The following is a 23,582-nucleotide window of genomic DNA, read 5'->3' on the forward strand; positions in this document are numbered from 1 at the left end:
AAACCAATCGTATGAAAAAAATCATTTTAACATTTTCTTTTTTATGCTGCATGAAGTACGCTCAAGCACAACAAGAAATGCCATTGTATCCAGATGGTGTTCCGAATGCGAAACAAGTACCTAATACCCAAAAATCTGTTACTGATAAAAACGGTGTGCTTAGAATTTCAGAAGTAACCGTTCCTACCTTAACTGTCTATCCTGCTGATGCCGACAAAGCAAATGGTACTGCCGTAATTATTTGTCCGGGTGGTGGTTATGCTATTTTAGCTGCAAGTCACGAAGGGTCAGATGTGGCGAGTGTTTTTAATAAAATGGGTGTAACAGCTTTTGTATTAAAATATAGATTGCCTAATAGTGATGCTCAGGTTGATAAATCAATTGCTCCCTTACAAGATGCCCAACAAGCCTTAAGAACCGTTCGTAAAGATGCAGCCAAGTATGGTATTAATCCTAGTAAAATAGGCATAATGGGTTTTTCAGCGGGCGGACACTTGGCTTCAACGGCAGGAACACATTTTAATAAACAAGTAGGAGAGGTGACGAGCGAAGTTTCTGTTCGTCCCGATTTTATGATTTTGGGTTATCCTGTTATTACTTTTAAAGACTTTGGTCATGCAGGTTCAAGAATCAATTTAATTGGTAAAACGCCTGACCAAGCTTTGATTGATGAATATTCAAATGAATTGCATGTTACTGCCGAAACGCCTCCTACTTTTTTAGTACACGCTGGTGATGATACAGCAGTGCCTGTAAGAAATTCCTTAGAATTTTATCAAGGCTTACAAAAAAATGGGGTATTGGCTGAATTAGTAATTTATCCTAAAGGTGGCCACGGATTTGGTTTGAACAATAAAACCACCAAAGAAAAATGGATGGATAATGTGAAAAACTGGATGGATTCGTTGGGTTTACTTAGCAAATAGCTTTAGTAATCAGCCGTAAACTTTAGCATTATTCTGTTTGAGTTCACGGCTGAAAATATCATTTAAAACTAGCCTAGCGAAATATTAAATCAATATTATCGCTGGGCTTAATTTTATAAAAGCCTTTTATTTTGAAGATAGTCTTCCAGAAAAACTTTAGAAAGACTAATGTTTTTAAAGCAAATATTTTTTGACTTCTCAATTCAAAAAATGGATTCCTAAGCTTAGAAATATTCACGGATATTTTCCATACATAAAAGAAAATAGCCAGACTTACATAATGGAAAATAAGGAAGAGATAAAAGCCTATACCATATTCTTTCCGAATCCACAATAAATTAGAAACTTGCATTTGTGTGCCAAATCGGTTGATAGGCGAAATATTAGTTCTTCTAAAAGGAGAATCTTTTTCGAGGTGAATAAATTTAATGTCTTCTGAACAACATATTTTCCCTGCTTTTCTTAGCCTACCAGCCCATTCGAAATCTTCGGCATACATAAAGAAATCTTCATCCATTTTGCCTACTTTTTCTACTGTTTTGCGAGCAATTAGCATAAAAGCTCCACAACATAATTCTGATTGATTAGGGTCTTGAAATTGAGGTTCGGGAAATAGTTTATCTAAATATTTGTTAAATGAATTAGGGGTAATAATCAAGAATTTCAAAAACTCATTCCTATTCCTGAAATAAGGCATTTTTACTAAATCAGCCGTAACCTGAATTCCGCCAATAACAGATATTTCTGGTTGAGATTTAAGCAATTGCCAAGCTTTAAATATAGCATTATCGAATAAGAGCGTATCTGCATTTAATAATAAAAAATAATCACCTTGAGCAACGGCCATTCCTTGGTTATTCCCTCTTGAAAAGCCCGAATTATATTTACTAGCAACCCAAACGATTTCTGGATGAACAGATTTAATAATACTTTCCGAAGTGTCCTGAGAATCATTATCTACCACTACTACTTCATAACTAATATCCTGTGTAAATTTTTTAATAGAGCTTATGCAATTGACTGTTAATTCTGCTGACTTGTAATTAATAATGATAACCGAAACATCCATGCGATACTGGGTTGTTGAAAATTTTCATAAAATTATTTTTGATTAAATGAGATTAGATAAATTTTAATCTTATCAATCAAAAGTGCTTGCTTATGGGCTATATTCAAAAAAATGAATACAAATATAATGTTTCAATTCCACTTGGTACGATTAAAGCTACGAAATAAGTATTAATAGATAAGTGGGAAACTAAGGGTACAAAAAAGCCCGATGCCACAGACATCAGGCTTTCTAAATATAATCCTTACTTTATTTAATGTTATTGTCTTTGTTTTTCTATTTTAATTGCTTCACCCTCTCGTTTTTCTCTTCGTCACAAAAATAATAAAAAATCCAAATAAATAAACATATAATACAATTATTTGTAAGAAATATTTGTTTTTTTTGGTTTTAGCCTCTCTTTTCATCATTTAGACAAAAAATAGTACTAAAAATGCTCTAATTTTGGCACTATAAACCGCTTTTTGCATACAAATCTGGTCTTCTAGTCTTAGTTCTTTCAATAGATTGCTCGAATCTCCATTCATTTATTTTCGCTTCATGACCAGATAGAAGGACAGGAGGAACACCAACGCCTTCAAATTCGGCAGGACGTGTATACACTGGTGGTGCTAAAAGATTATCTTGAAAAGAATCTGTCAAGGCAGAAGTTTCATCATTCAATACCCCTGGAATCAATCGGATAATAGCGTCAGCACAAACCGCTGCTGCTAATTCGCCACCAGAAAGTACATAATCACCGATAGAAATTTCTTTGGTGATAAACATATCTCTAACCCTTTGGTCAACACCTTTATAGTGTCCGCAAAGAAATAACAGATTGCCTTGAAGCGAAAGTTGGTTAGCCGTCTGTTGATTGAACGTTTCACCATCAGGCGTCATGTAAATCACTTCATCATAATGTCTTTCGCTTTGCAAATGTCTGATACAACGTGCAATCGGCTCGACGCTCATTACCATGCCAGCACCGCCTCCAAAAGCATAATCATCTACTTGACGTTGTTTAGAAAGAGAGTAATCTCTTAAATCATGTAAAACAACTTCTACATGACCAGCCTCTTGTCCACGTTTTAAAATTGAATGAGCAAAAAAGCTTTCCATCAATTTGGGTACTACAGAAATAATATCTATTCGCATGGTAGTTTTTTTGAAATTAATCTTCCAAATACACTTCTAACAACCCTTCTGGTAAATTTACATGAAGGATTTTTTGCGCTTTTTCCGCTTGCAATACAATTTCATCAATTACCGGAATCAACACTTCTTTACCTTTATAATCCATCACCAACAAATCTTGCGCTTGCATTGAATGTACGGTTTGTACAGTACCTAAATTTCCTAGATTTTTGTCAACTATTTGAAAACCAATGATTTCATGGTAATAGAATTGGTCGCTATCCAGTTCTGGTAGTTCTTCTAATGGTAAAAAAGCCTGTAGGTTAATCATTAATTCTGCTTTTTCAAAAGAGTCTACATCTTCAAAATGCACGATAGCACGATTACCCGATAGTCGGTATGATTCTATAAAATAAGGAACCAATTCTCCTTTTACTTCCAAGAAAAGGCTTTCTAAATCTTCATAATCTTCAGGAAAATCTACATCCAACCAAAGGATTACTTCGCCTTTTAGTCCGTGAGTTTTTGTGATTTTCCCTAGTTCAAAACAATCCTCTTTAGTCATTGGTATATATTCAGTATCAACTTTGTGGCTTGACACTTGATTTTGCTTTGATAAAATGAACAAATGTGTTAAAATAAAAAATGATACAAAACAGCTTATCAAAAGAGTTTTGTATCATTTTTATGGAAATTTCTTTGGGAAAATTACTCAGCAGCTTCTGTAGTAGCTTCTCCTTCAGCCGCTGGAGCTTCAGTTTCTTCTGCAACAACTTCTTCTTCAACAGTATTTTTCTTAGCAATTGCAGCAGCACGAGCAGCATTGATTTCAGTTTCTCTTGCCATACGAGCAGCTTTATCAGCAGCTTTAGTAGCTTCAAGACCGTCAGTTTTACCAGTGATTTTTAAATCTTTGCTAGTTTTCCAGTCGTTGAATTTAGAGTCAGCAATTTCTTGAGAAATAGCACCTTTGTTAACACCCACTTGCAAGTGTTTTTTCAACAATATACCTTTATATGACAAAATTGCACGAGTAGTATCTGTTGGTTGAGCACCGTTTAAAACCCATTTCAAAGCGCTATCTTCGTTCAAGTTGATAGAAGCAGGGTTTGTGTTTGGATTGTACGTTCCGATTTTCTCAATGAATTTACCGTCACGTGGAGCTCTTGCGTCAGCAATAACGATGTCGTACATCGCTAATTTTTTACGTCCACGACGTGCTAATCTAATTTTAACAGCCATTTTTTATTTACGTTTTAGTGAAGGAACCCGTCCTTCGGTTATGGTATTTGTAAATTGGAGTGCAAAGATAGTTAAAATTAAAGATTTAACAATGATTTGATTGACAAAATATTTTAGAATAACTAAAAAGAATGCAATTGCCTTGAGAATCGATTTTCTTAAAAATAAATAATTGTATTTTTAAGATATTTATTTTTAATTTACTTTGATTTGGATTTTTTATCATACTATTTATTACTGCACTGACTTACATGGTGGCTAATAAGTAGTTTAGCAAATAATAATGCAATTTTTTGCAATATAAATGTAATTTTACGTTCAATACTGAATTATAAACAAAACTTAAATTAAATACATGAAAAGAAGAGACGCAATTGCTAAAATGGCTTTGGCGATGGGAGGAATCCTTTCGGCAAGTACTTTGGCAACAGTTTTGGAAGGCTGTAAATCAAGCAGCTCGGCAGAAGCAACAGCCCTAAGTTTTTCGCCTGAGGAAAGTGCAATGATTGCAGAAATTGCTGAGATTATTTTACCCCGCACACAAACACCAGGAGCAATTGATGCTAAAGTACCAGAGTTTATTCAAATGATGGTGAAGGACTGTTATAAAGAAGACCAACAAAAAGCTTTTTTTGCAGGCTTAACTAAATTGGATGAGGATTCTAAAAAAGCCAATGGTACTGAATTTTCAAAAGCAACACCAGCACAAAAATTAGCGTTGATTAAAGCAGAAGATTCAGCAAAAGAACGTTCTGAGTTTTGGAAAACAATGAAGGATTTGACGATTTTGGGATACTTTACTTCTGAGCCAGGTGCGACAAAAGCACTAGCGTATTTGGAAGTTCCGGGTAAATATGAGCCCATTAAATTAGAAAAAGGACAAAAAGCTTGGGCAATGAGCTAGTTGTTTTTTAGAAAAGAAGTCACAAATAATTCATTAATTTCAAATCAATATCAAAGTGGAAATTACAGGAACAGGAAATAAAGCAAATACTTACGATGCTATCGTAGTTGGCTCAGGAATATCTGGCGGTTGGGCTGCCAAAGAATTGTGTGAAAAAGGCTTAAAAGTAATCATGCTTGAAAGAGGGCGTGATATCAAACATATTCAAGACTATCCGAATGCTACTAAAGCACCATGGGAATTTGAACACCGTGGTAGAGTAGATAATAAATCTGCGGAAGAGCATTTCATCGGAGTTCGTACAGGTTATACTGTAAATGAACCTTGGAGAGATATGTTTGAAAATGATAAAGAAAACCCAATTGTTGAGAAAAAACCAATCGACTGGATTCGTGGATACCATGTTGGTGGTCGCTCTTTGATGTGGGGTCGTCAGTCATATCGTTTAAATGAAAAGGATTTTGAAGCAAATGCTAAAGAAGGTCTTGGTACCGATTGGCCAATTCGTTACAAAGATTTAGCTCCTTGGTATGACCACGTAGAGAAATTTGCAGGTATCAGCGGTAATAAGGATGGTATTGATGTGTTACCGCATGGTGACCATTACTTACCAGCGATGAACATGAATGCTTTAGAGAAAGAACTAAAGAAAAGAATTGAAAAGGAATTCTCTTCTCGTCACTTTATCATGGGGCGTACTGCACACTTAACGGGAGAATCTAAAATTGCTTATGATTTAGGACGTTCGCAATGTCAGTTCCGTAACCGTTGTATGATGGGCTGTCCTTACGGAGGGTATTTCTCTACGCAGTCTTCAACGCTTCCAGCAGCGGTAAAAACGGGAAATTTAACACTTCGCCCTGACGCTATCGTTCAAGAAGTTATTTATGATGACAAAATAGGCAAAGCAATAGGTGTAAGAATAGTTGATCAAAATACTTTACAGTCAATCGAATATTTTGCTAAGATTATCTTCTTGAATGCTTCGGCTTTTGGAAGTACAGGCATTATGTTGAATTCAAAATCGAAACGCCATCCAAATGGCTTAGGAAATGAGTCAGACCAACTAGGTCGTAACATCATGGACCACCATTTGGCGGTTGGTGCAAGAGGCGAATTTGAAGGGTTAGAAGATGACTATTACTATGGTCGTCGTGCTAATGGTATATATATACCAAGATACCGTAATTGGGGAACTGACAAACGTGATTACTTACGTGGTTTTGGTTACCAAGGTGGAGCTTCTCGTGAAGATTGGGGTCGTGGTGCTGGTCAAGAAGGATTAGGTGCAGACTTTAAAGATGCCTTGAGTTACCCAGGAAAATGGACATTCAATATCGGTGGTTTTGGTGAAGTAATACCAAATCCTGAAAACAGAATGACATTAGACCCTAACCAAAAAGATAAGTGGGGAATGCCATTATTCGTATTCGATGCTGCTTATGGTGACAACGAACTAAAAATGCGTGTCGATATGAAAAACGATGCAGCAGAAATGTTAGAAAAAGCAGGATTGAAAAACGTTACTCCTTACGATGACCAAACTAAACACTTGGGAATCGGTATCCATGAAATGGGAACTGCCAGAATGGGAACGGATGCTAAGAACTCTGTATTAAATAAAAACAACCAAGTTTGGGGTGCAGAAAACGTATTTGTAACTGACGGTGCAGCTATGACTTCGGCTTCATGCGTAAACCCATCGCTTACTTACATGGCTTTAACAGCAAGAGCAGCCTCTTATGCCGTTGATGCTTTGAAAAAAGGTGAGTTGAAATAATAATGAGCTAACGGGCTTTGTAAATCGAAGTTTTAGGTTTCAGAAAATGATTAAAAGTCCTCAGTTTTAAGTAACTGGGGACTTTTTGTTTTGGGTATTTTTGATTTATCTACTACTTTAAATCTATTCCTTAATGACTAATATGCCCTCAGAAAGCTGAAACCTGACAGCCGATAGCTAAACTAATCTGCTTAATAAACAGACGATTATGGGCTATTAATTTATCTTTCAGAAAGTTTAAAGCTACCTTTGTAGTAATAATCAATTTACAGTCATGACTTTCGAAGAATTAAATCTTAATAAACAATTACTTAACGCCCTTGAGGATTTGGGCTTTACTTCACCAACAGCTATCCAAGAAAAAGTTTTTTCTGTAGTAATGTCAGGGAAAGATGTTTGTGGAATAGCACAAACAGGAACAGGGAAAACGTATGCCTATTTATTGCCATGTCTTCGTCAGTTAAAATTTTCAAAAGAAAAAGCCCCACAATTAGTAATCATTGTGCCTACTCGCGAGTTAGTAGTACAAATTGTAGAAGAAGCTCAGAAGTTATTGACTTATATGAGCTTTAAAGTATTGGGCGTTTATGGCGGTGTAAATACAAAATTGCAAGTAGCAGAATTGTTAGAAGGAGCAGATATATTAGTAGCCACACCAGGGAGATTAGTTGATTTAATATCAGTAGGGGCATTTTCGGGTAAATCAGTCAAAAAATTAGTGATTGATGAATTTGATGAAATGTTGAATTTAGGTTTCAGAGCACAATTAAAGATTGTGTTTGGCAAATTGCCTCAAAGAAGACAAAACTTACTTTTTTCAGCAACACTTAATGAAGAAGTAGAGCAATTAATAGAAGACTATTTCAATAGTCCAGTAAGGGTAGAAGCTACTCCCGTAGGTACGCCTCTTGAAAATATTAGCCAATCTTATTACGAAGTACCCAACTTTTACTCAAAAGTGAATTTCTTGAATTTGTTATTAGCCAAAGACGAGACAATGACAAAAGTATTAGTCTTTGTTTCAACCAAACACTTAGCTGATGTACTATTTGAGGAGGTTAGTCCAGTATATGGAGAAGCAGTAGGAGTAATTCACTCGAATAAAGCTCAGAAACATCGTTTTGATAGCGTAGATAAATTTCAATCGGGGGAATGTAGAATATTGATTGCTACAGATATTATAGCCAGAGGCTTAGACGTAGCAGAAGTAACCCATGTAATAAATTTTGATTTACCAGAAACTCCACAAAACTACATCCACCGTATAGGTAGAACAGGACGAAAAGAGCGTAAAGGTATAGCAATATCGTTTGTGGTTGAAAAGGAGAAAGAATATCTTTCAGAGATAGAAAATCTGATGAATTATTTGATTCCTCAGCAAGGATTGCCAGAGGAATTAGTTTTATCAACGAAAATTTTGCCTGCGGAGACTGAAAGAGTAACCATGAAAACCATTCAAGTGAAAGCTCCTAAAAAAGAAGAAGGTGGTGCGGCATTTCATGAAAAATCAGAGAAAAACAGCAAAGTAAACGTAAGAAGAAACCATGCCGCAGAAATGAAAAAGAAATATGGCAGGGCTTATAAGAAGAGAGAATAATTTGGTGAATTAATCATCGAAAGGTTTATATAGAAAATATGTAAGATAAAGAACGTTTTAATAAAGGACGATAATCGTCGATTATAGAAACGATAGATTTATTTTACATATTTTTTTAATAAAAAGTGCTAAATTAAGCTAAAATAGCCATTTTTGAAACGGCTATTAATCGTACCAAGTGGAATTGAAATAAATATGAATATGAGATTATGACTAAGAGAATTTCACTTTTAATCGTACCAAGTGGAATTGAAATTCGGGTCGCTTAAAGCGTTGTTTTTATTGAGGTTGTCTATTAATCGCACCAAGTGGAATTGAAATTAAAAACTTCCTATCTACGCCTGTTACTCCATTTAAGACTATTAATCGCACCAAGTGGAATTGAAATATTTCTGACCATTGAGTTTGCCAGTAGTGTTTCGACTTTTAATCGTACCAAGTGGAATTGAAATAGCGATGAGGATAGCGTTGAAATTGCTCGTTTCGACTTTTAATCGCACCAAGTGGAATTGAAATTCAAATAGGTCTTCTACAATGTTTATCAATTCTTCACTTTTAATCGCACCAAGTGGAATTGAAATTTCACAAGATTAAGCCCCGTTACTTGCTGTAAAGCACTTTTAATCGCACCAATTGGAATTGAAATCCAACACAATAATAAGCCCTAAGCTGTACGGTTACCTATTAATCGCCCCAATTGGAATTGAAATGTAAATAGTCGTTTTGATATTTTGCTTCAAGTGCACTTTTAATCGCACCAAATGGAATTGAAATAAAGAGTATAACTTTACATCAACAAAAAAGCCCTAACTTTTAATCGTACCAAGTGGAATTGAAATAATAGAAGCGTACGAACATCTTATGTGCAATCCGCGCTTTTAATCGTACCAAGTGGAATTGAAATCTCGTGAAAGCACAGCTGGCAGAGTCATCTAAAGCTATTTTAATCGCACCAAGAGGAATTGAAATAGTGACCCTGCACAGTTTAGGAACTATGGCTATAAGCTATTAATCGCACCAATTGGAATTGAAATGTCGTGGCGATGGCGTTGCCAAATTGCAAAAGAATCTTTTAATCGCACCAATTGGAATTGAAACATAATTAACGAGACTGTTAACGATAAAGACCAACGTCTTTTAATCGTACCAAAAGGAATTAAAACAAACCCCCAAAAACCAAAATCTTCAAATAACCTTATTTTAAAGAAAAATCAGGATGATTCATTTTTGCATGATATTTAAATTTAAGTATTTTTGTGAAAAAACTACTAAATGTATCAACCAGGGTTACACCTTATTTGTGACTGTCTAAGCAGTAAAATTGAGTTGCTTTCAGATTATATTGATTGCCAACAATTATTAAATGAAATGATTCAGCATCAAGGCTTATCTAAAATTGGAGAGGTTTACCACAACTTTCCTACAGGTGGTTTTACAGGAGTTGTATGCTTAACAGAATCTCATATCTCTATTCATACTTGGCCAGAGTTTGGACGCATAACATTTGATGTTTTTCTTTCTAATTATCAGAAGGTAAATGATAAAATAGCCCATACTATTTACGATAAATTAATAGAACTGTTCAACGCCAAGGTAATTGCTTCTCATGAAATTAAGCGTTAATCAACTTTTTCACTTTTCTCAGGACTATCAATGTGCAAGCTGCTTAACATTACTCCGTGTTAACTGTGCTGCTACACAATGTCTTGTATGTAATAGTTGTGGAACATTACACGTAGTAAAGAAAAGTAATCTTTATGATGGCCAATATAAAGTAGATGAAATCCATAACCATAAATATCCACAAGGAGCTAAATCAACTATTTCAATAGGAACTAAGCTAAAACTAAAAGAAATTGATTTTACGGTGGTTGGGTTTCTTAAAAAGAAAGAAGGCTCTTATGCTTGGCAAGAATATTATCTTTATAATGAAAAAGAAGGGTATTATTTTCTTACAGAGTATAACGGACATTGGATTTTCTTAAAAGAATCTACTAATGCGAATATTAATACCTACAAAATTGAGATTACGTTTGAACACCAAAATTATCGCCTTTTCAGCGAATATCATGCTAACATTAAGGGAGCATTAGGAGAATTCCCGATAGATTTACTGGAAGTATCAAGTACTTCAGTAAAAGAATATATCAATCCACCTTATTTATTAACGGTTGAAAAACATAGAAAAAAAATAACTTGGTTCAAAGGAGAGCACTTGCCTAGTATAGAACTATACGAGGCATTAGGTGAAAAAGTGGAATTGCCAAAAGAAGATGGAATAGGTGTAATACAACCTAGTTCTTTTTCAGTGTCTTTTGTCGAACTAATGAAAATAGCAGTGATTGCCCTTACTTTATTAGTAATAATACAAGTGTTTTTCTCACCTTCAGAGCGTGTTTATTCAAAAGATTTTAATGTATTTTCTATCGAGGAAATGCGTCCGAATAGTGAGTACGATAGCACTAAATTCTATATTACGCCAAGTTTTAAACTAAAAGGAGGCAATAGAAACATTGAGTTTACCTTAAGAGCAGATGTTTCAAACAATTGGTTTGAAACAGATTTGGTATTAGTCAATGAAAAAACAGGGGAGGAATACACAACAAACTTGGGTGTTGAATATTATTCGGGTGTTGAAGGAGGAGAGTCTTGGTCAGAAGGAAGCACAGAAATGAGTACACTACTTGAAAAAATACCAGAAGGAACATATCATTTAGAGATTACACCCTCATCTGCTTATCCATCCATAGTTTCTGATTTTTCAATCATTGTAGATAGTGGCGTTGCTGACATATATAATTTTTTTATCGTGCTAGTTTGTATAGCTATTATCCCTGCCTATAGCTTTTACATAGAGAGAAATTTTGAAAAGAGCAGATGGGACTCAAGTGAATACTCGCCTTATTTAGAAAATAATTAGTATGGATAATATAGAAAATTTTATTAAAAACTTCAAGTCAATAATAGCCAATCAAGCTACAGAAAAACTATTATATATAGGCTTTATTACAGTTTTGATGTCGTATTTTACTTACTGTAAATACAACGGACATAGCTTGCTTTACTTGATGGAGTCACATTCAGAAAAATGGGCACCTAAAGGTAATAATGATGGATTTAATCATAAATAAAAGTTTAAACAGTAATAAAACTGAAAACCAAATTAATCATGGGAGCATTTTTTCATTTAAGTTCTATTATCGACTCAATAGTGTATTCATTCATTGGGATTTTTATTTTAGTAATATCATTCGTAACTATCGAGAAAATCACACCTGAAAATATTTATAAACAGGTTGTTGAAAAAAATAATACAGCCATAGCATTGATATTTGCGGCCTTTATTATTGCCATTGCTATCATTATTAGCGCAGCTATTCACGGATAATTATGCCTATACTCTTACTATTCGCAGTTTTTGTGATAGCTACCTGTGGGCTTATTTACGAATTGATAGCAGGAACGCTCGCGAGCTATCTACTTGGCGACTCTGTCACCCAATTTTCTACGATTATTGGTGTTTACCTATTTTCGATGGGAGTGGGTTCATTTTTCTCTAAATACATTGAAAAAGAGCTATTAGCTTGGTTTGTAAAAATTGAGATTTTAGTAGGATTAGTCGGTGGAACAAGCTCATCTATACTTTTTTTAGTTTTTGACAAAGTAGCCTCATTTCAGATTGTTTTATATTTTCTCATTGGCTTAACAGGTATTTTAGTTGGGTTAGAGATACCCTTGTTAATGAGGGTACTCGAAAAAAGTAAATTTGAATTCAAAGAGATAGTGTCAAAGGTTTTTACTTTTGATTATATCGGAGCTTTATTGGCTTCAGTATTATTCCCTTTGATTTTTGTCCCGTATATGGGGTTAATACGCACCTCCTTCTTTTTCGGTATATTCAATACTATTGTAGCCTTAATTGTATGTCATCAGTTTTCCACCGATTTAAAAAACAAATTTGCATTAAAACTATCAGCTTGGACAGTATTAATATTGCTGCTGATAGGTTTTCTTACATCTGACAAAATCATGTCTTGGTCAGAATCAATGGCTTATCAGGATAAAATTATTTTTGCTAAATCAAGTTATTATCAACGCATCGTTCTGACACGTAATCGAAAAGAACTCAAATTATACCTTAATGGTAACTTACAGTTTTGTTCCACTGACGAATACCGTTACCACGAAGCCCTAGTTCACCCTGGCATGTCAACTAATCCTCATATCAAAAAAGTACTAGTATTGGGTGGAGGAGATGGGCTTGCAGTTCGCGAATTGTTAAAATATAAGCAAATTCAGAAAATTACACTGGTTGATTTGGATGCTTATATGACAGATTTGTTCAAAATGAATACTCTATTAACCTCATTAAATCAAAACTCTTTGATGCATCCTAAAGTAAATGTAATTAATACAGATGCTTTTCAATGGGTTAGAAATACCAATGAACGATTTGATTTTATCGTCATTGATTTTCCAGACCCTTCTAATTTTTCAGTAGGCAAACTCTATACCAATACTTTTTACCGAGAAGTAGGAAAGTTATTAAATGATAATGCTGTTTTAGTAGTGCAATCAACCTCACCTTATGTAGCACCCAAATCTTTCTGGTGTGTTAATAATACCCTTCAGTCTATCGGGTTACAAACCCAACCTTATCATTGTTATGTTCCTTCATTTGGTGAATGGGGATATGTTTTAGCCTCAAAAAAATCCTTTCAAGTAAAGAATAGTCTGATTCCTAACCTTAAATTCCTGACTACTGATTCATTTGACCAAATGGCGTATTTTCCCAAGGATATGCAAGCCGTTAATACCGATATTAATAAACTGAATAACCAAATACTAGTACATTATTTTGAGGAAGAATGGGGGAAGGTACAATGAATAATAAGCTAAAACGAAAAACATTTATTTTCCGTTTGCTTACAGGGGTCAGTGCTATATTAGGTGTTTCGTGGGGAACAAAGGTACTTTTAGAACCCTTGAAAAGTCCGATTAAGGGGCGAATATTAGGTGCAAACTTTAAAATAGGTCATTTGTTAAGGAAACAGCCTGTCAATATTGACTCAATTAATCAACAAGCTATCGAAAAGATAACAACGCCCATTTTGATAGTCGGTGCTGGAGTATCTGGTTTGGCTGCTGCTAGAAAATTATATCAATCAGGACACAAAGATTTCTTTTTAGTTGATTTAGAAGACCATCTTGGAGGGAATGCAGATGCGGGCAAAAATGCTGTCACTTCATATCCATGGGCAGCACATTATCTACCAGTTGCTAACAATGATAATAAAGAATTATTACGTTTTTTAGAGGAACACAACGTGATAACTGGTTACTCTGACCAAGGCTTACCTAATTACAATGAATATTATTTGTGTCAATCTCCGCAAGAAAGACTTTTTATGAAAGGTCATTGGCAAGAAGGGTTGATCCCCAATTATGGGATAGCTGAAAGTGATAGAAAGCAAATAAATGATTTTTTTGAATTAATGAATCATTATCGGCAAGCCAAAGGCGCTGATGGACGTTGGGCTTTTACCATTCCACTCAGTGAAGCTTCAGAAGATGAATCGTTTAAAGCCTTGGATGAAATATCGATGACTGAATTTTTGAAGCAACATCATTTTGATTCAGAATATTTATTATGGTATGTAAATTATTGTTGTAGAGATGATTATGGTATTCAAAGTACTATCACCTCCGCTTATGCTGGTATTCATTATTTTGCTGCCCGAAAAGCCAAAGCTGCCAATGCAGAAAGTAGTGCCGTATTAACATGGCCAGAAGGTAATAACTTTTTGGCTAATGCCCTTGGGAATGATTTTAAAGAAGCCATAAAAACCCATGTACTAGTTCAAATGCTTGATTTGACTTCTGCGAGTGTAGAAGTAACTGCATACAATTGGAAAAGCCAGAAATACCTGCATATAAATGCTCAGAGAGTTATTTTAGCTATCCCACAATTCATTGCTAATCGATTATTGCCAGAAAGTTTGCAACGTAATAATCATGATTTATTTCAATACGCACCGTGGATGGTGGCAAATATTACAGTAAATCAATTACCGATTGACAGTAATGGATTTATGTGTTGGGATAATGTTGCTTATCGTTCTCCTTCACTAGGATATATTAACGCTTGCCATCAATTACTTAATCGTAATCAAGATAAATGGGTATTGACTTATTATTTACCCTTATCTAGTAAATCTCCTTTGGAAGCTAGAAAAGAAGCTATTCTGAAAAAGCATCAAGATTGGATTGAAGAGATTTTGAGTGATTTAGAAAGCTATCATCCAGCTATTAGGAGTACAGTAGAAGAAATTGATGTAAAAGTCTGGGGACATGGGATGATTTCCCCTGTTGTGGGTTTTATTAGTGCTAAAATGCGTAAATTATCTGCCCAACCCATTGAAGATAAAATATTTTTTGCCCATTCAGATTTAAGTGGTATTTCAATTTTTGAGGAAGCATTTTATCAAGGCAATAGAGTAGCAGAAGAAGTAATGCAACATTTATAGATAGTTTTAATAGGTATTTGTATGACCAAACAACCTTGGATAACCAATTCAAAAACAGACTTACTGCTTATCCATACGCCAACTTTTGTAGCATTGGCTTTGTCATTTTTATTTACTCGTTCTTCATTGATGTATGAAGAAACGCCACTCTGGGCATGGGTTATTTTTATTTTATTAATAGATGTTGCGCATGTGCATAGTACCTTGTTCAAAACATACTTTGATTCGCATAGCTTTACCAAGCATAAAACGCTCTATTTATTAATACCCCTACTTTCATATCTATTTTTTGTAAGCTTATATTGGTATGGTGGAAACCTTTGGTTCTGGAGGATATTAGCCTATTTAGCTGTTTTTCATTTCATCCGTCAGCAATATGGTTTTGTCAGACTTTATAATCGACAACATCAACAAGCTAGCTATTTTGATATATTCGATGAACTGATTATTTACCTAGCTACTATCTTACCCATCATTCATTGGCATCTTAATTCGCCAAGAAATTTTGTCTGGTTTATCGAAAAAGATTTTTATTTAATGCCCTCTACAGCAATGTATCTATCGGCAGTAAACTGGCTTTATATAAGTTTTGTAGTGATTTATTTACTTAAAGAAGCATATTGTATACTTAATAATCAGTTAAATATACCTCGTATTTTACTAATGTTGGGTACCGGGGCATCATGGTATTTAGGAATAGTGGTATTCAATAATGATTTAGTTTTTACCATTTTGAATGTAGTAACACACGGTATTCCATACATGGGTTTGATTTGGATAGACCTCCAGAAAAGAAAGGGAACAATTACAGGTTTTAGTAGCGTTGTTTTTAGTAAGTATGGACTATTTATTTTTATAGTAACCATTGTAAGCATAGCCTACTTTGAAGAAGCTCTTTGGGATGCCACGCAATGGGGGAGCTATGAATCTCTTTTTTCTTGGGCTTATTTTCTGCCTACTACTGATTCAGTATTAGTACAGTCTTTACTCATTCCATTATTAGCACTGCCTCAGATAACACATTATGTTTTAGACGGCTTTATTTGGAAAAGAAGTTTTGAGGTTTAGGGTTATATTAAGATGAAGTCTTGTATATAGCCAATTGTAGAGACAATTTCATTCAGAAGGTATTTTTCCCTCAAGCAATTTAAAGTTGTATAACAGTCACTTGCTTGAGGGAGTCTACCTTACTTCTTCCTAGTATGATGCGGGTAATTGAAGAAATAGGACGTTAGTAAAGGCACTCCAAAAATTGCTACTGTAATGGCAGAGATATAAGCATCTGCTTCTTCACTTTCCAAGAATTTAGCAATTGGGTTTTCTGGTAAGAAATGCGTTAACAACGATAAGGTTAATTTTAAACCAAGTACGCCAATCACTAAAAAGGCTGCTGTTTCTAGGAAAGGATATTTTTCCATCAACTTCACAAAAGCTTGTGCTACAAAACGCATTGCCAAAATACCTATAAATACTCCGATACAGATTAAATATAGATTATCTGTAAAGGCTACGGCCGCAAAAACATTGTCAATAGAGAATGCTAAGTCCATTACTTCTACCAAAAAAACAGTAGCCCAGAAAGGACCTAATGCTCCTAAGGTCATGCGATAGAACCAATTACTTTTTTTGTCTAGCAGGTCGTCGCTTTCTGATGGAGTAGCTTCTTTTTTGAAATAATCATACGTAAGATACAATAGATATAAACCGCCTATCGGTTTCAACCACCAAACTTTTACCAAAAAAGAGGCGAACAAAAGACAAATACCTCTGAAAAAATATGCACCAATAATACCATATTTAAGGGCTTTTTTTCGTTTCTCGGGCGATAAATCCATTACCATCGTAGCGAGTACCGCTGCATTATCCACCGAAAGAAGACTTTCTATCAATATTAAATTACCAACTATTAAGGCTGCTGCCCCTAAATCATTCCCAAAAATTTGATGCAAAAAATCCATAAAAACTGTTTAGTGTCCAAAAGATTGCCAAAGTTACAAACTTTGACGCCTAAAAGAGAAGGCTGATAAGAATATTAATTTGGTTGGTTATATAGGATTAAGAGTGGTAAATGAACAAAGAGGTATATTTGAGAAGTAAGTTAATACCTTAAAAACAATGGCAGACAATTTTCAGGGAATAATTCTGATAAATTATCACAGTTTTCTAGCTATAATTACTTATTTGTTGGCAAAAGAGTACTCATTTTTATAAGTGCTACCTTTTTTATTAATAAATAACTAAGTTCATATTTTGTTTGAAGTTAAAAATTGAACAAATTAGATAATACAATTCATTCAACTAAACTATCTTAATATCAACAACATGAAAAAAAATACTTACTTTTTATCTTACCTTCTTTTGTTGAGTTTAATCAGTCAATTCCCTTTATTTGCTCAGTCCAAAAAAGCAGTGGCTAAAGTAGAAACAACACTGATTGATGCCAAGAAAATAGAAAAATTACAAAAAGAGATTATTGAGGAAATCGACAAGAAACAAGTGTTTTCTCAACAGATGGTCGATATGATTTTCAGTTTTGGCGAGCTTGGCTTCCAAGAGTACGAAACTTCAAATTATATAACAAGCATTCTTGAAAAAGAAGGATTTACCATTGAAAAAGGTGTTTCGGGTATTCCAACAGCATGGATTGCTAAGTGGGGGAGTGGTAAGCCTGTGATTGCGTTGGGTTCAGACATTGACTGTATCCCTAAAGCATCACAAAAACCTGGAGTAGCCTATCACGACCCTATTATTGAAGGTGCTCCTGGGCATGGCGAAGGTCATAATTCTGGTCAGGCACTTAATATCACTGCCGCTTTGGTGATTAAAAAAATTATGGAGCGTGAGAAAATCGCAGGTACATTAGTCCTATGGCCTGGCGTAGCAGAAGAATTAGTGGGTACAAAAGCTATTTTTGTGCGTGATGGACATTTCAAAGATATTGATGCTTGTATATTCACCCACGTGGCTAATAATTTAGGCGTACAATGGGGTGATGCTGGTAATAATGGTTTAGTTTCCGTAAAATTTAGCTTTGAAGGCGAGGCAGCTCATGCGGCAGGGGCACCCTGGAGAGGTAAAAGTGCTTTGGATGCTGTTGAATTAATGAATATTGGCTGGAATTTCAAAAGAGAACATTTATATCCTTCTCAACGCTCGCATTATGTCATTGTGGATGGAGGCGACCAACCAAATGTTGTGCCTTCTAAAGCGGCTGTATGGTATTACTTCCGTGAAAGAACATATCCGAAAATTAAGGAGTTGTATGAAGCAGGCGTAGCAATCGCAAAAGGAGCAACGATGATGACGGGTACTACGATGACTTACGAGGTATTGGGTAGTGCTTGGCCCGGACACTTTAATAAACCTATTGCAGAAAATGTTTTTGAACACATCAAAAAAGTAGGTTTACCAAAATGGAGTGAGGAAGACCAATTGTTAGCGACTTCATTACAAGCAGAATTAAAGTCGCCCGAGAAAAAAGGGTTAGCGATGAAAATAGATACTACCATCGAGCCTGTCTTGGTAAGTATGGGTGGTGGTTCGGATGATATTGCTGATATTTCATGGAATTTGCCGACTGTAGTATTGCGTTATCCTTCTAATATTCCTGGATTACCGGGACATCATTGGGCAAATGCTATTAGCATGGCTACACCGATTGCACACAAGGGTGTAACGGCAGGAGCGAAAGTAGAAGCCCTTACTTTATTAGATATGTTAGTAAAACCAGATTTGCTGACGAAAGCATGGGATTATTATAAAAATGAGCAAACGAAGGATGTAAAATATGAACCATTGATTTCACCAAACGATAAGCCTGCTATTAATCTCAACCAGCAGATTATGGCTAAGTTTAGACCAGAAATGAAGAAATTATATTACGACCCATCGAAATATAAAACTTACATGGAGCAGTTAGGAATTACCTATCCAACTATCAGAAAAACGCCAACTGAAGAGAACAAGAGTAGCGTAAAGAGTGGAGGAAATTAAAATAAAGAAAATATTAAATAATTTTAACCTACTTGATGCAATTTGATTTGTCAATTAGGGTTTTAACATAGATAGACGGCTATTTCTGCCGTCTATTTTTATTTTATGAAGAATATTTTTAAAAATTTAGGGTATGTTTCCTTAATAAACTACTTATATATCCTGATTACTTTTTCATACAAAGGACTAAACAATCAAGAAAAAAATCAGAACAATGTTTTCATTAATTAACAAGTCAGTCGTAATAACAGGTGGAGGGTCAGGAATTGGTCGCGCAATCTCATTATTATTTGCTAAACTAGGAGCAGAAGTAAATATTTTAGAACTCAATGAAACAGCCGCACAAGAGACTGTTGACGAAATTCGTGCAGAAGGAGGCAAAGCTAATGCTTATGCTTGTAATGTAACGAGTCAAGAGGCTGTTAAAACAGTTTTTGCCAACATCGGTCGCGTTGATATTTTGATAAACAATGCTGGTATTGCACATGTGGGTAACCTTGAAAAAACTTCAGAAGAAGATTTCGATAGAATTTATAATGTAAATGTAAAAGGAGCTTACAATTGTTTATACGTTGCCGTTCCGATGATGAAGGAAAACAAAGGAGGGGTAATATTAAACATGGCTTCTGTAGCGTCATCTGTAGGCATTGCCGATCGTTTTGCTTATTCAATGTCTAAAGGTGCCATTCTCACCATGACATTATCTATCGCCAAAGATTACATCAAAGATAATATACGTTGTAACTGCATTTCTCCAGCCCGCGTTCATACTCCTTTTGTAGATGGCTTTTTAGCAAAGAATTATCCGAATAATATTGAAGAGATGTTCGAAAAACTTTCAGCTACTCAGCCCATAGGAAGAATGGCCAAACCATCAGAAATTGCTTTTCTTGCACTATATTTATGTTCGGATGAAGCTGGCTTCGTTACTGGCTCTGATTACCCAATTGATGGCGGATTTATTAGATTAAACAACTAAATTTTAAACAATACTTATGAAAAAAATAGTCCTGTTTTCTGTATTATTCTGGACGATGACCTCATTTATTCAAGAGGGAAAACCTAAAAAAATTATTTTCTTCGGAGACTCTATCACTCAAGCTGGTGTACAACCCAAAGGATATATCTCGCAGTTGCAAGAGATGATTGACAAGAAAGGCGATAAAGCTAAATATGAATTGATTGGTGCAGGCATTGGAGGGAATAAAGTTTATGATTTATACTTACGCTTAGAAGATGACGTACTGAGCAAAAAGCCTGATTTGGTAGTGATTTATGTTGGTGTAAACGACGTTTGGCACAAAGCGACATCAGGTACTGGTACTGACCCTGATAAATTCATTAGATTCTATCAAGCTTTAATCAACAAGATTCAAGCAAGTGGCGCCAAATTGATATTGTGTACACCTGCTACTATTGGTGAAAAAACAGATTTCAGTAATCAACAGGATGGTGATATGAATCAATACAGTACTTTTATCAGAAATTTGGCAACAAAGAATAATATTCCTTTGTGTGATTTAAGAAAAGAATTCTTAGCGCATAATTTGAATAATAATCCTGAAAATAAAGATAAAGGTATACTGACTACTGACAGAGTTCATTTAAATGAGCTTGGAAATCAGTTTGTTGCCGATAAATTATTCCCTTTAATTACAAAATAAATTGTTATGAAATTATTTAGATTTGGCGAAGTAGGTAATGAAAAACCTGGAGTAATCTTAGAAGAAAAATGGCTAGATGTTTCGGCTTATATTCAAGATTATAACGAATCTTTTTTTGAGAATGATGGCTTAGATAAACTAAGTTTATTATTGGTTGAAAAACAAAATGAATTGCAAGAGATTCCCACAGGTGTTCGTATCGCTTCGTGTGTTGCTCGTCCTTCTAAAATTGTTTGTATTGGGTTGAACTTTGCCGATCACGCTCGTGAAACAGGCGCAGCTATTCCACCAGAACCTATTATTTTCTTTAAGTCAACTACGGCACTTTCTGGGCCAAATGATGATATTATTATTCCTAGAAATTCAGTAAAAACTGACTGGGAAGTAGAATTAGCATTTGTCATTGGTAAAAAAGCACAGTATGTAGACGAAGCTGATGCGCTGAACTATGTAGCAGGCTACTGCTTACACAATGATGTTTCAGAAAGAGAATTCCAAATTGAAAGAGGAGGAAACTGGAGTAAGGGAAAAGGCTGTGATTCGTTTGCACCACTTGGACCATTCTTAGCAACTACGGAAGAGATTGAAGATGAGAATGATTTAAAAATGTGGCTTTCTGTCAATGGAAAAATTGTACAAAATAGTAATACCGACCAATTGATTTTTAAAATACCTACCTTGGTTTCTTATTTAAGTCAATTCATGACATTATTACCGGGTGACGTTATTTCTACGGGTACGCCTCCAGGTGTTGGTTTAGGCTTTAACCCTCCAGTTTTCTTGAAAGAAGGAGACGTAGTTGAATTGGGTATCGAAGGTTTGGGTACACAAAAGCAAACGGCTAAAAACTGGAAAGCATAATTTTTTATTTAAAAATGAGTTATGTAGTTTGGAAATTTGAAAATGAAAGAGATACTGCCAGTTTTTTGCAAGCTGTGTCTTATCTTTAGGTAATTTAATACTTACCTCTTTTCAAATTTTCAAACTATTTTCAATTTTTAAAGAAAAACAAACCTTATGACCATAGATGCACATCAACATTTTTGGCAGTACGATGCACAACGACATGATTGGATTTCAGATGAAATGAAGGTGATTCAGCGGGATTTCTTGCCTGAGGATCTTGCTCCAATTTTAGCAAAAAATAACATTTCGGGTTGTGTAGCCGTGCAAGCTGACCAAACTTTAGCAGAAACCGATTTTTTGATTGAATTAGCCAACAAAAATGCTTTTATAAAAGCCGTAGTTGGTTGGGTAGATTTACGAGCAGACGATGTTGATGATATTTTAGAACATTATGCCGAATTGCCTATTGTAAAAGGTTTTAGACACGTAGTGCAAGGAGAAGCCGATACTGAATTTATGCTCAGACCAAAATTCAAGGCTGGAATTACAGCCTTAGGAGCATTTGATTTTACTTATGATATTTTGATTTATCATTATCAGTTAGAGCAGGCTATCCAGCTGGCAAAGTTGTTCCCAGACCAAAAGTTTGTCTTAGATCATATCGCTAAGCCCGATATAAAATCTGGGGAGTATACGCAATGGCAAACCAATATCAAGAAACTAGCCTTACATCAAAATGTATATTGTAAATTATCAGGAATGGTTACCGAAGGCGAGTGGAAGGATTGGAAAGTAGCTGATTTTAAAATATACTTAGATACGGTAGTAAAAGCATTTGGTACCGAACGCCTAATGTATGGTTCAGATTGGCCAGTTTGCTTAGTTGCTGCTGAATATGAAGAACAATTGGGGATTGTTAATGAGTATTTTTCTGCATTTTCGACCTTAGAAAAGAAAAAGATAATGGGAGGGAACGCTCTCAAATTTTATAATATTTAAACCTTACCTCAGCTCTATGTAATTATTGCTTTGGGTAAAAATTTAATATGAACTTAGGACTCAAAGAAAAAGTAATCATCGTTTCGGGCGGTGCAAAAGGAATTGGTGAAGGTATTTCTGGCGTATTGGCTACCGAAGGAGCGTATGTTGCTATCGTAGGTAGAAATGATGCTGATAATCAGAAAGCAATTGAGAAAATTCAGGCAGCAGGCGGACAAGCATGGTCGTTTGTAGCTGAATTATCTAAGCCTGAGGAATGTAAAAAAGCTGTAGATGAAGTTGTAGCTAAATTTGGACGAATTGATGGACTTGTAAACAATGCAGGTGTAAACGATGGCGTTGGACTTGAAAGCGGAAACTACGAACGCTTTGTGGCTTCATTACATAGCAATTTAATTCACTATTATTTATTAGCACAACATGCTTTGCCATACTTGAAAGAATCTAAAGGAGCAATCGTAAATATAGGTTCAAAAACGGCTGAGACCGGACAAGGTGGGACTTCTGCCTATGCAGCATCAAATGGAGGTAGAAATGCCCTTACGCGCGAATGGGCGGTTGAATTATTGCCTTATGGTATTCGTGTTAATGCTGTCATTGTAGCAGAATGTTATACACCCTTGTATGACCGTTGGATTAAGACATTACCTAATCCAGAAGAGACGTTAGCAAAAATTACAGATAAAATACCTTTAGGAAAGCGTATGACTACCGCAGAGGAAATTGCGAACATGGTAGCATTTTTAATGTCAAAACGCTCAAGCCACACAACTGGTCAATTAATTTATGTTGACGGTGGCTATACGCATTTAGATAGAGCTTTGTTATAGAAAAACATTGAGTTCATTCTTGAAAATGCTCTTTAAATCAAAATCCTTTCTTTCTATTAGGGGGTGACTTAAGTCACCCCCTAATAGAA

General features: G+C 35.2%; 22 protein-coding genes. 17 read left to right on the forward strand and 5 right to left on the reverse strand.

The window, feature by feature from the left end:
- The first annotated feature begins 11 nt into the window (after positions 1 to 11).
- Positions 12 to 926, forward strand: coding sequence for an alpha/beta hydrolase (locus AC07XN_RS04605; protein ID WP_309916017.1), 915 nt, complete (start codon positions 12 to 14; stop codon positions 924 to 926).
- 73 nt (positions 927 to 999) lie between these two features.
- On the opposite strand, the gene AC07XN_RS04610 is transcribed toward AC07XN_RS04605, so the two are convergent.
- From AC07XN_RS04610 to AC07XN_RS04625, 4 genes are all read right to left on the reverse strand, one after another.
- Positions 1,000 to 1,995 (reverse strand): glycosyltransferase family 2 protein, encoded by a 996-nt coding sequence (locus tag AC07XN_RS04610; RefSeq protein WP_494742194.1) that lies wholly within the window; start codon positions 1,993 to 1,995, stop codon positions 1,000 to 1,002.
- A 450-nt stretch (positions 1,996 to 2,445) separates the two neighbouring features.
- The gene (trmD, locus tag AC07XN_RS04615; protein WP_323246881.1) at positions 2,446 to 3,132 is read right to left on the reverse strand and encodes a tRNA (guanosine(37)-N1)-methyltransferase TrmD; all 687 of its coding nucleotides are present in this window, start codon (positions 3,130 to 3,132) and stop codon (positions 2,446 to 2,448) included.
- Positions 3,133 to 3,148: 16 nt separating this feature from the next.
- On the reverse strand, positions 3,149 to 3,712 hold the full coding sequence (gene rimM, locus AC07XN_RS04620) for a ribosome maturation factor RimM (RefSeq protein ID WP_309959159.1): 564 nt from the start codon (positions 3,710 to 3,712) through the stop codon (positions 3,149 to 3,151).
- A 107-nt stretch (positions 3,713 to 3,819) separates the two neighbouring features.
- Positions 3,820 to 4,353, reverse strand: a complete 534-nt coding sequence (locus AC07XN_RS04625; protein ID WP_309916028.1) for a 30S ribosomal protein S16 — start codon at positions 4,351 to 4,353, stop codon at positions 3,820 to 3,822.
- 355 nt (positions 4,354 to 4,708) lie between these two features.
- Here AC07XN_RS04625 and AC07XN_RS04630 point away from each other — a divergent pair, with 355 nt between their 5' ends.
- The 10 genes from AC07XN_RS04630 (at position 4,709) to AC07XN_RS04675 (ending at position 16,229) form a co-directional block, all read left to right on the forward strand.
- Entirely contained in the window at positions 4,709 to 5,257 is a 549-nt protein-coding gene (locus tag AC07XN_RS04630) for a gluconate 2-dehydrogenase subunit 3 family protein (RefSeq protein ID WP_309916031.1), read from the forward strand.
- Positions 5,258 to 5,312: 55 nt separating this feature from the next.
- Positions 5,313 to 7,037: a GMC oxidoreductase gene (locus AC07XN_RS04635; protein ID WP_309916034.1), complete on the forward strand. Its 1,725-nt coding sequence runs from the start codon at positions 5,313 to 5,315 to the stop codon at positions 7,035 to 7,037.
- A 274-nt stretch (positions 7,038 to 7,311) separates the two neighbouring features.
- Positions 7,312 to 8,634, forward strand: coding sequence for a DEAD/DEAH box helicase (locus AC07XN_RS04640; RefSeq protein ID WP_494742195.1), 1,323 nt, complete (start codon positions 7,312 to 7,314; stop codon positions 8,632 to 8,634).
- 1,272 nt (positions 8,635 to 9,906) lie between these two features.
- On the forward strand, positions 9,907 to 10,257 hold the full coding sequence (gene speD, locus AC07XN_RS04645; RefSeq protein ID WP_309916041.1) for an adenosylmethionine decarboxylase: 351 nt from the start codon (positions 9,907 to 9,909) through the stop codon (positions 10,255 to 10,257).
- On the forward strand, positions 10,241 to 11,554 hold the full coding sequence (locus AC07XN_RS04650) for a DUF4178 domain-containing protein (protein WP_494742196.1): 1,314 nt from the start codon (positions 10,241 to 10,243) through the stop codon (positions 11,552 to 11,554). The genes speD and AC07XN_RS04650 overlap by 17 nt, the downstream gene beginning before the upstream one ends.
- Before the next feature lies 1 nt (position 11,555).
- Entirely contained in the window at positions 11,556 to 11,765 is a 210-nt protein-coding gene (locus tag AC07XN_RS04655) for a hypothetical protein (protein ID WP_494742197.1), read from the forward strand.
- 38 nt (positions 11,766 to 11,803) lie between these two features.
- Entirely contained in the window at positions 11,804 to 12,022 is a 219-nt protein-coding gene (locus tag AC07XN_RS04660; RefSeq protein WP_309916048.1) for a DUF350 domain-containing protein, read from the forward strand.
- Between the two features lie 2 nt (positions 12,023 to 12,024).
- Positions 12,025 to 13,521, forward strand: coding sequence for a polyamine aminopropyltransferase (locus AC07XN_RS04665; RefSeq protein ID WP_494742198.1), 1,497 nt, complete (start codon positions 12,025 to 12,027; stop codon positions 13,519 to 13,521).
- A complete protein-coding gene (locus AC07XN_RS04670) occupies positions 13,518 to 15,161 on the forward strand; it encodes an NAD(P)-binding protein (RefSeq protein WP_494742199.1) in 1,644 nt (547 codons plus the stop codon). The genes AC07XN_RS04665 and AC07XN_RS04670 overlap by 4 nt, the downstream gene beginning before the upstream one ends.
- A 21-nt stretch (positions 15,162 to 15,182) precedes the next feature.
- Positions 15,183 to 16,229: a hypothetical protein gene (locus AC07XN_RS04675; RefSeq protein ID WP_309916054.1), complete on the forward strand. Its 1,047-nt coding sequence runs from the start codon at positions 15,183 to 15,185 to the stop codon at positions 16,227 to 16,229.
- Between the two features lie 119 nt (positions 16,230 to 16,348).
- On the opposite strand, the gene AC07XN_RS04680 is transcribed toward AC07XN_RS04675, so the two are convergent.
- Positions 16,349 to 17,119, reverse strand: a complete 771-nt coding sequence (locus tag AC07XN_RS04680; RefSeq protein WP_494742200.1) for a DUF475 domain-containing protein — start codon at positions 17,117 to 17,119, stop codon at positions 16,349 to 16,351.
- 364 nt (positions 17,120 to 17,483) lie between these two features.
- Here AC07XN_RS04680 and AC07XN_RS04685 point away from each other — a divergent pair, with 364 nt between their 5' ends.
- From AC07XN_RS04685 to AC07XN_RS04710, 6 genes are all read left to right on the forward strand, one after another.
- Positions 17,484 to 19,154, forward strand: coding sequence for an amidohydrolase (locus AC07XN_RS04685; protein ID WP_494742201.1), 1,671 nt, complete (start codon positions 17,484 to 17,486; stop codon positions 19,152 to 19,154).
- Positions 19,155 to 19,368: 214 nt separating this feature from the next.
- A complete protein-coding gene (locus tag AC07XN_RS04690; protein ID WP_494742202.1) occupies positions 19,369 to 20,133 on the forward strand; it encodes an SDR family NAD(P)-dependent oxidoreductase in 765 nt (254 codons plus the stop codon).
- A gap of 16 nt (positions 20,134 to 20,149) precedes the next feature.
- Entirely contained in the window at positions 20,150 to 20,818 is a 669-nt protein-coding gene (locus AC07XN_RS04695; protein WP_309916067.1) for an SGNH/GDSL hydrolase family protein, read from the forward strand.
- 6 nt (positions 20,819 to 20,824) lie between these two features.
- A complete protein-coding gene (locus tag AC07XN_RS04700) occupies positions 20,825 to 21,679 on the forward strand; it encodes a fumarylacetoacetate hydrolase family protein (protein ID WP_309916070.1) in 855 nt (284 codons plus the stop codon).
- Between the two features lie 156 nt (positions 21,680 to 21,835).
- Positions 21,836 to 22,663, forward strand: a complete 828-nt coding sequence (locus AC07XN_RS04705) for an amidohydrolase family protein (RefSeq protein ID WP_309916073.1) — start codon at positions 21,836 to 21,838, stop codon at positions 22,661 to 22,663.
- Between the two features lie 47 nt (positions 22,664 to 22,710).
- Entirely contained in the window at positions 22,711 to 23,493 is a 783-nt protein-coding gene (locus tag AC07XN_RS04710; protein ID WP_309916077.1) for an L-fucose dehydrogenase, read from the forward strand.
- Positions 23,494 to 23,582: the final 89 nt, after the last annotated feature.

It is taken from the genome of Arcicella sp. GW458-12-2-14-TSB2 (assembly GCF_059423785.1).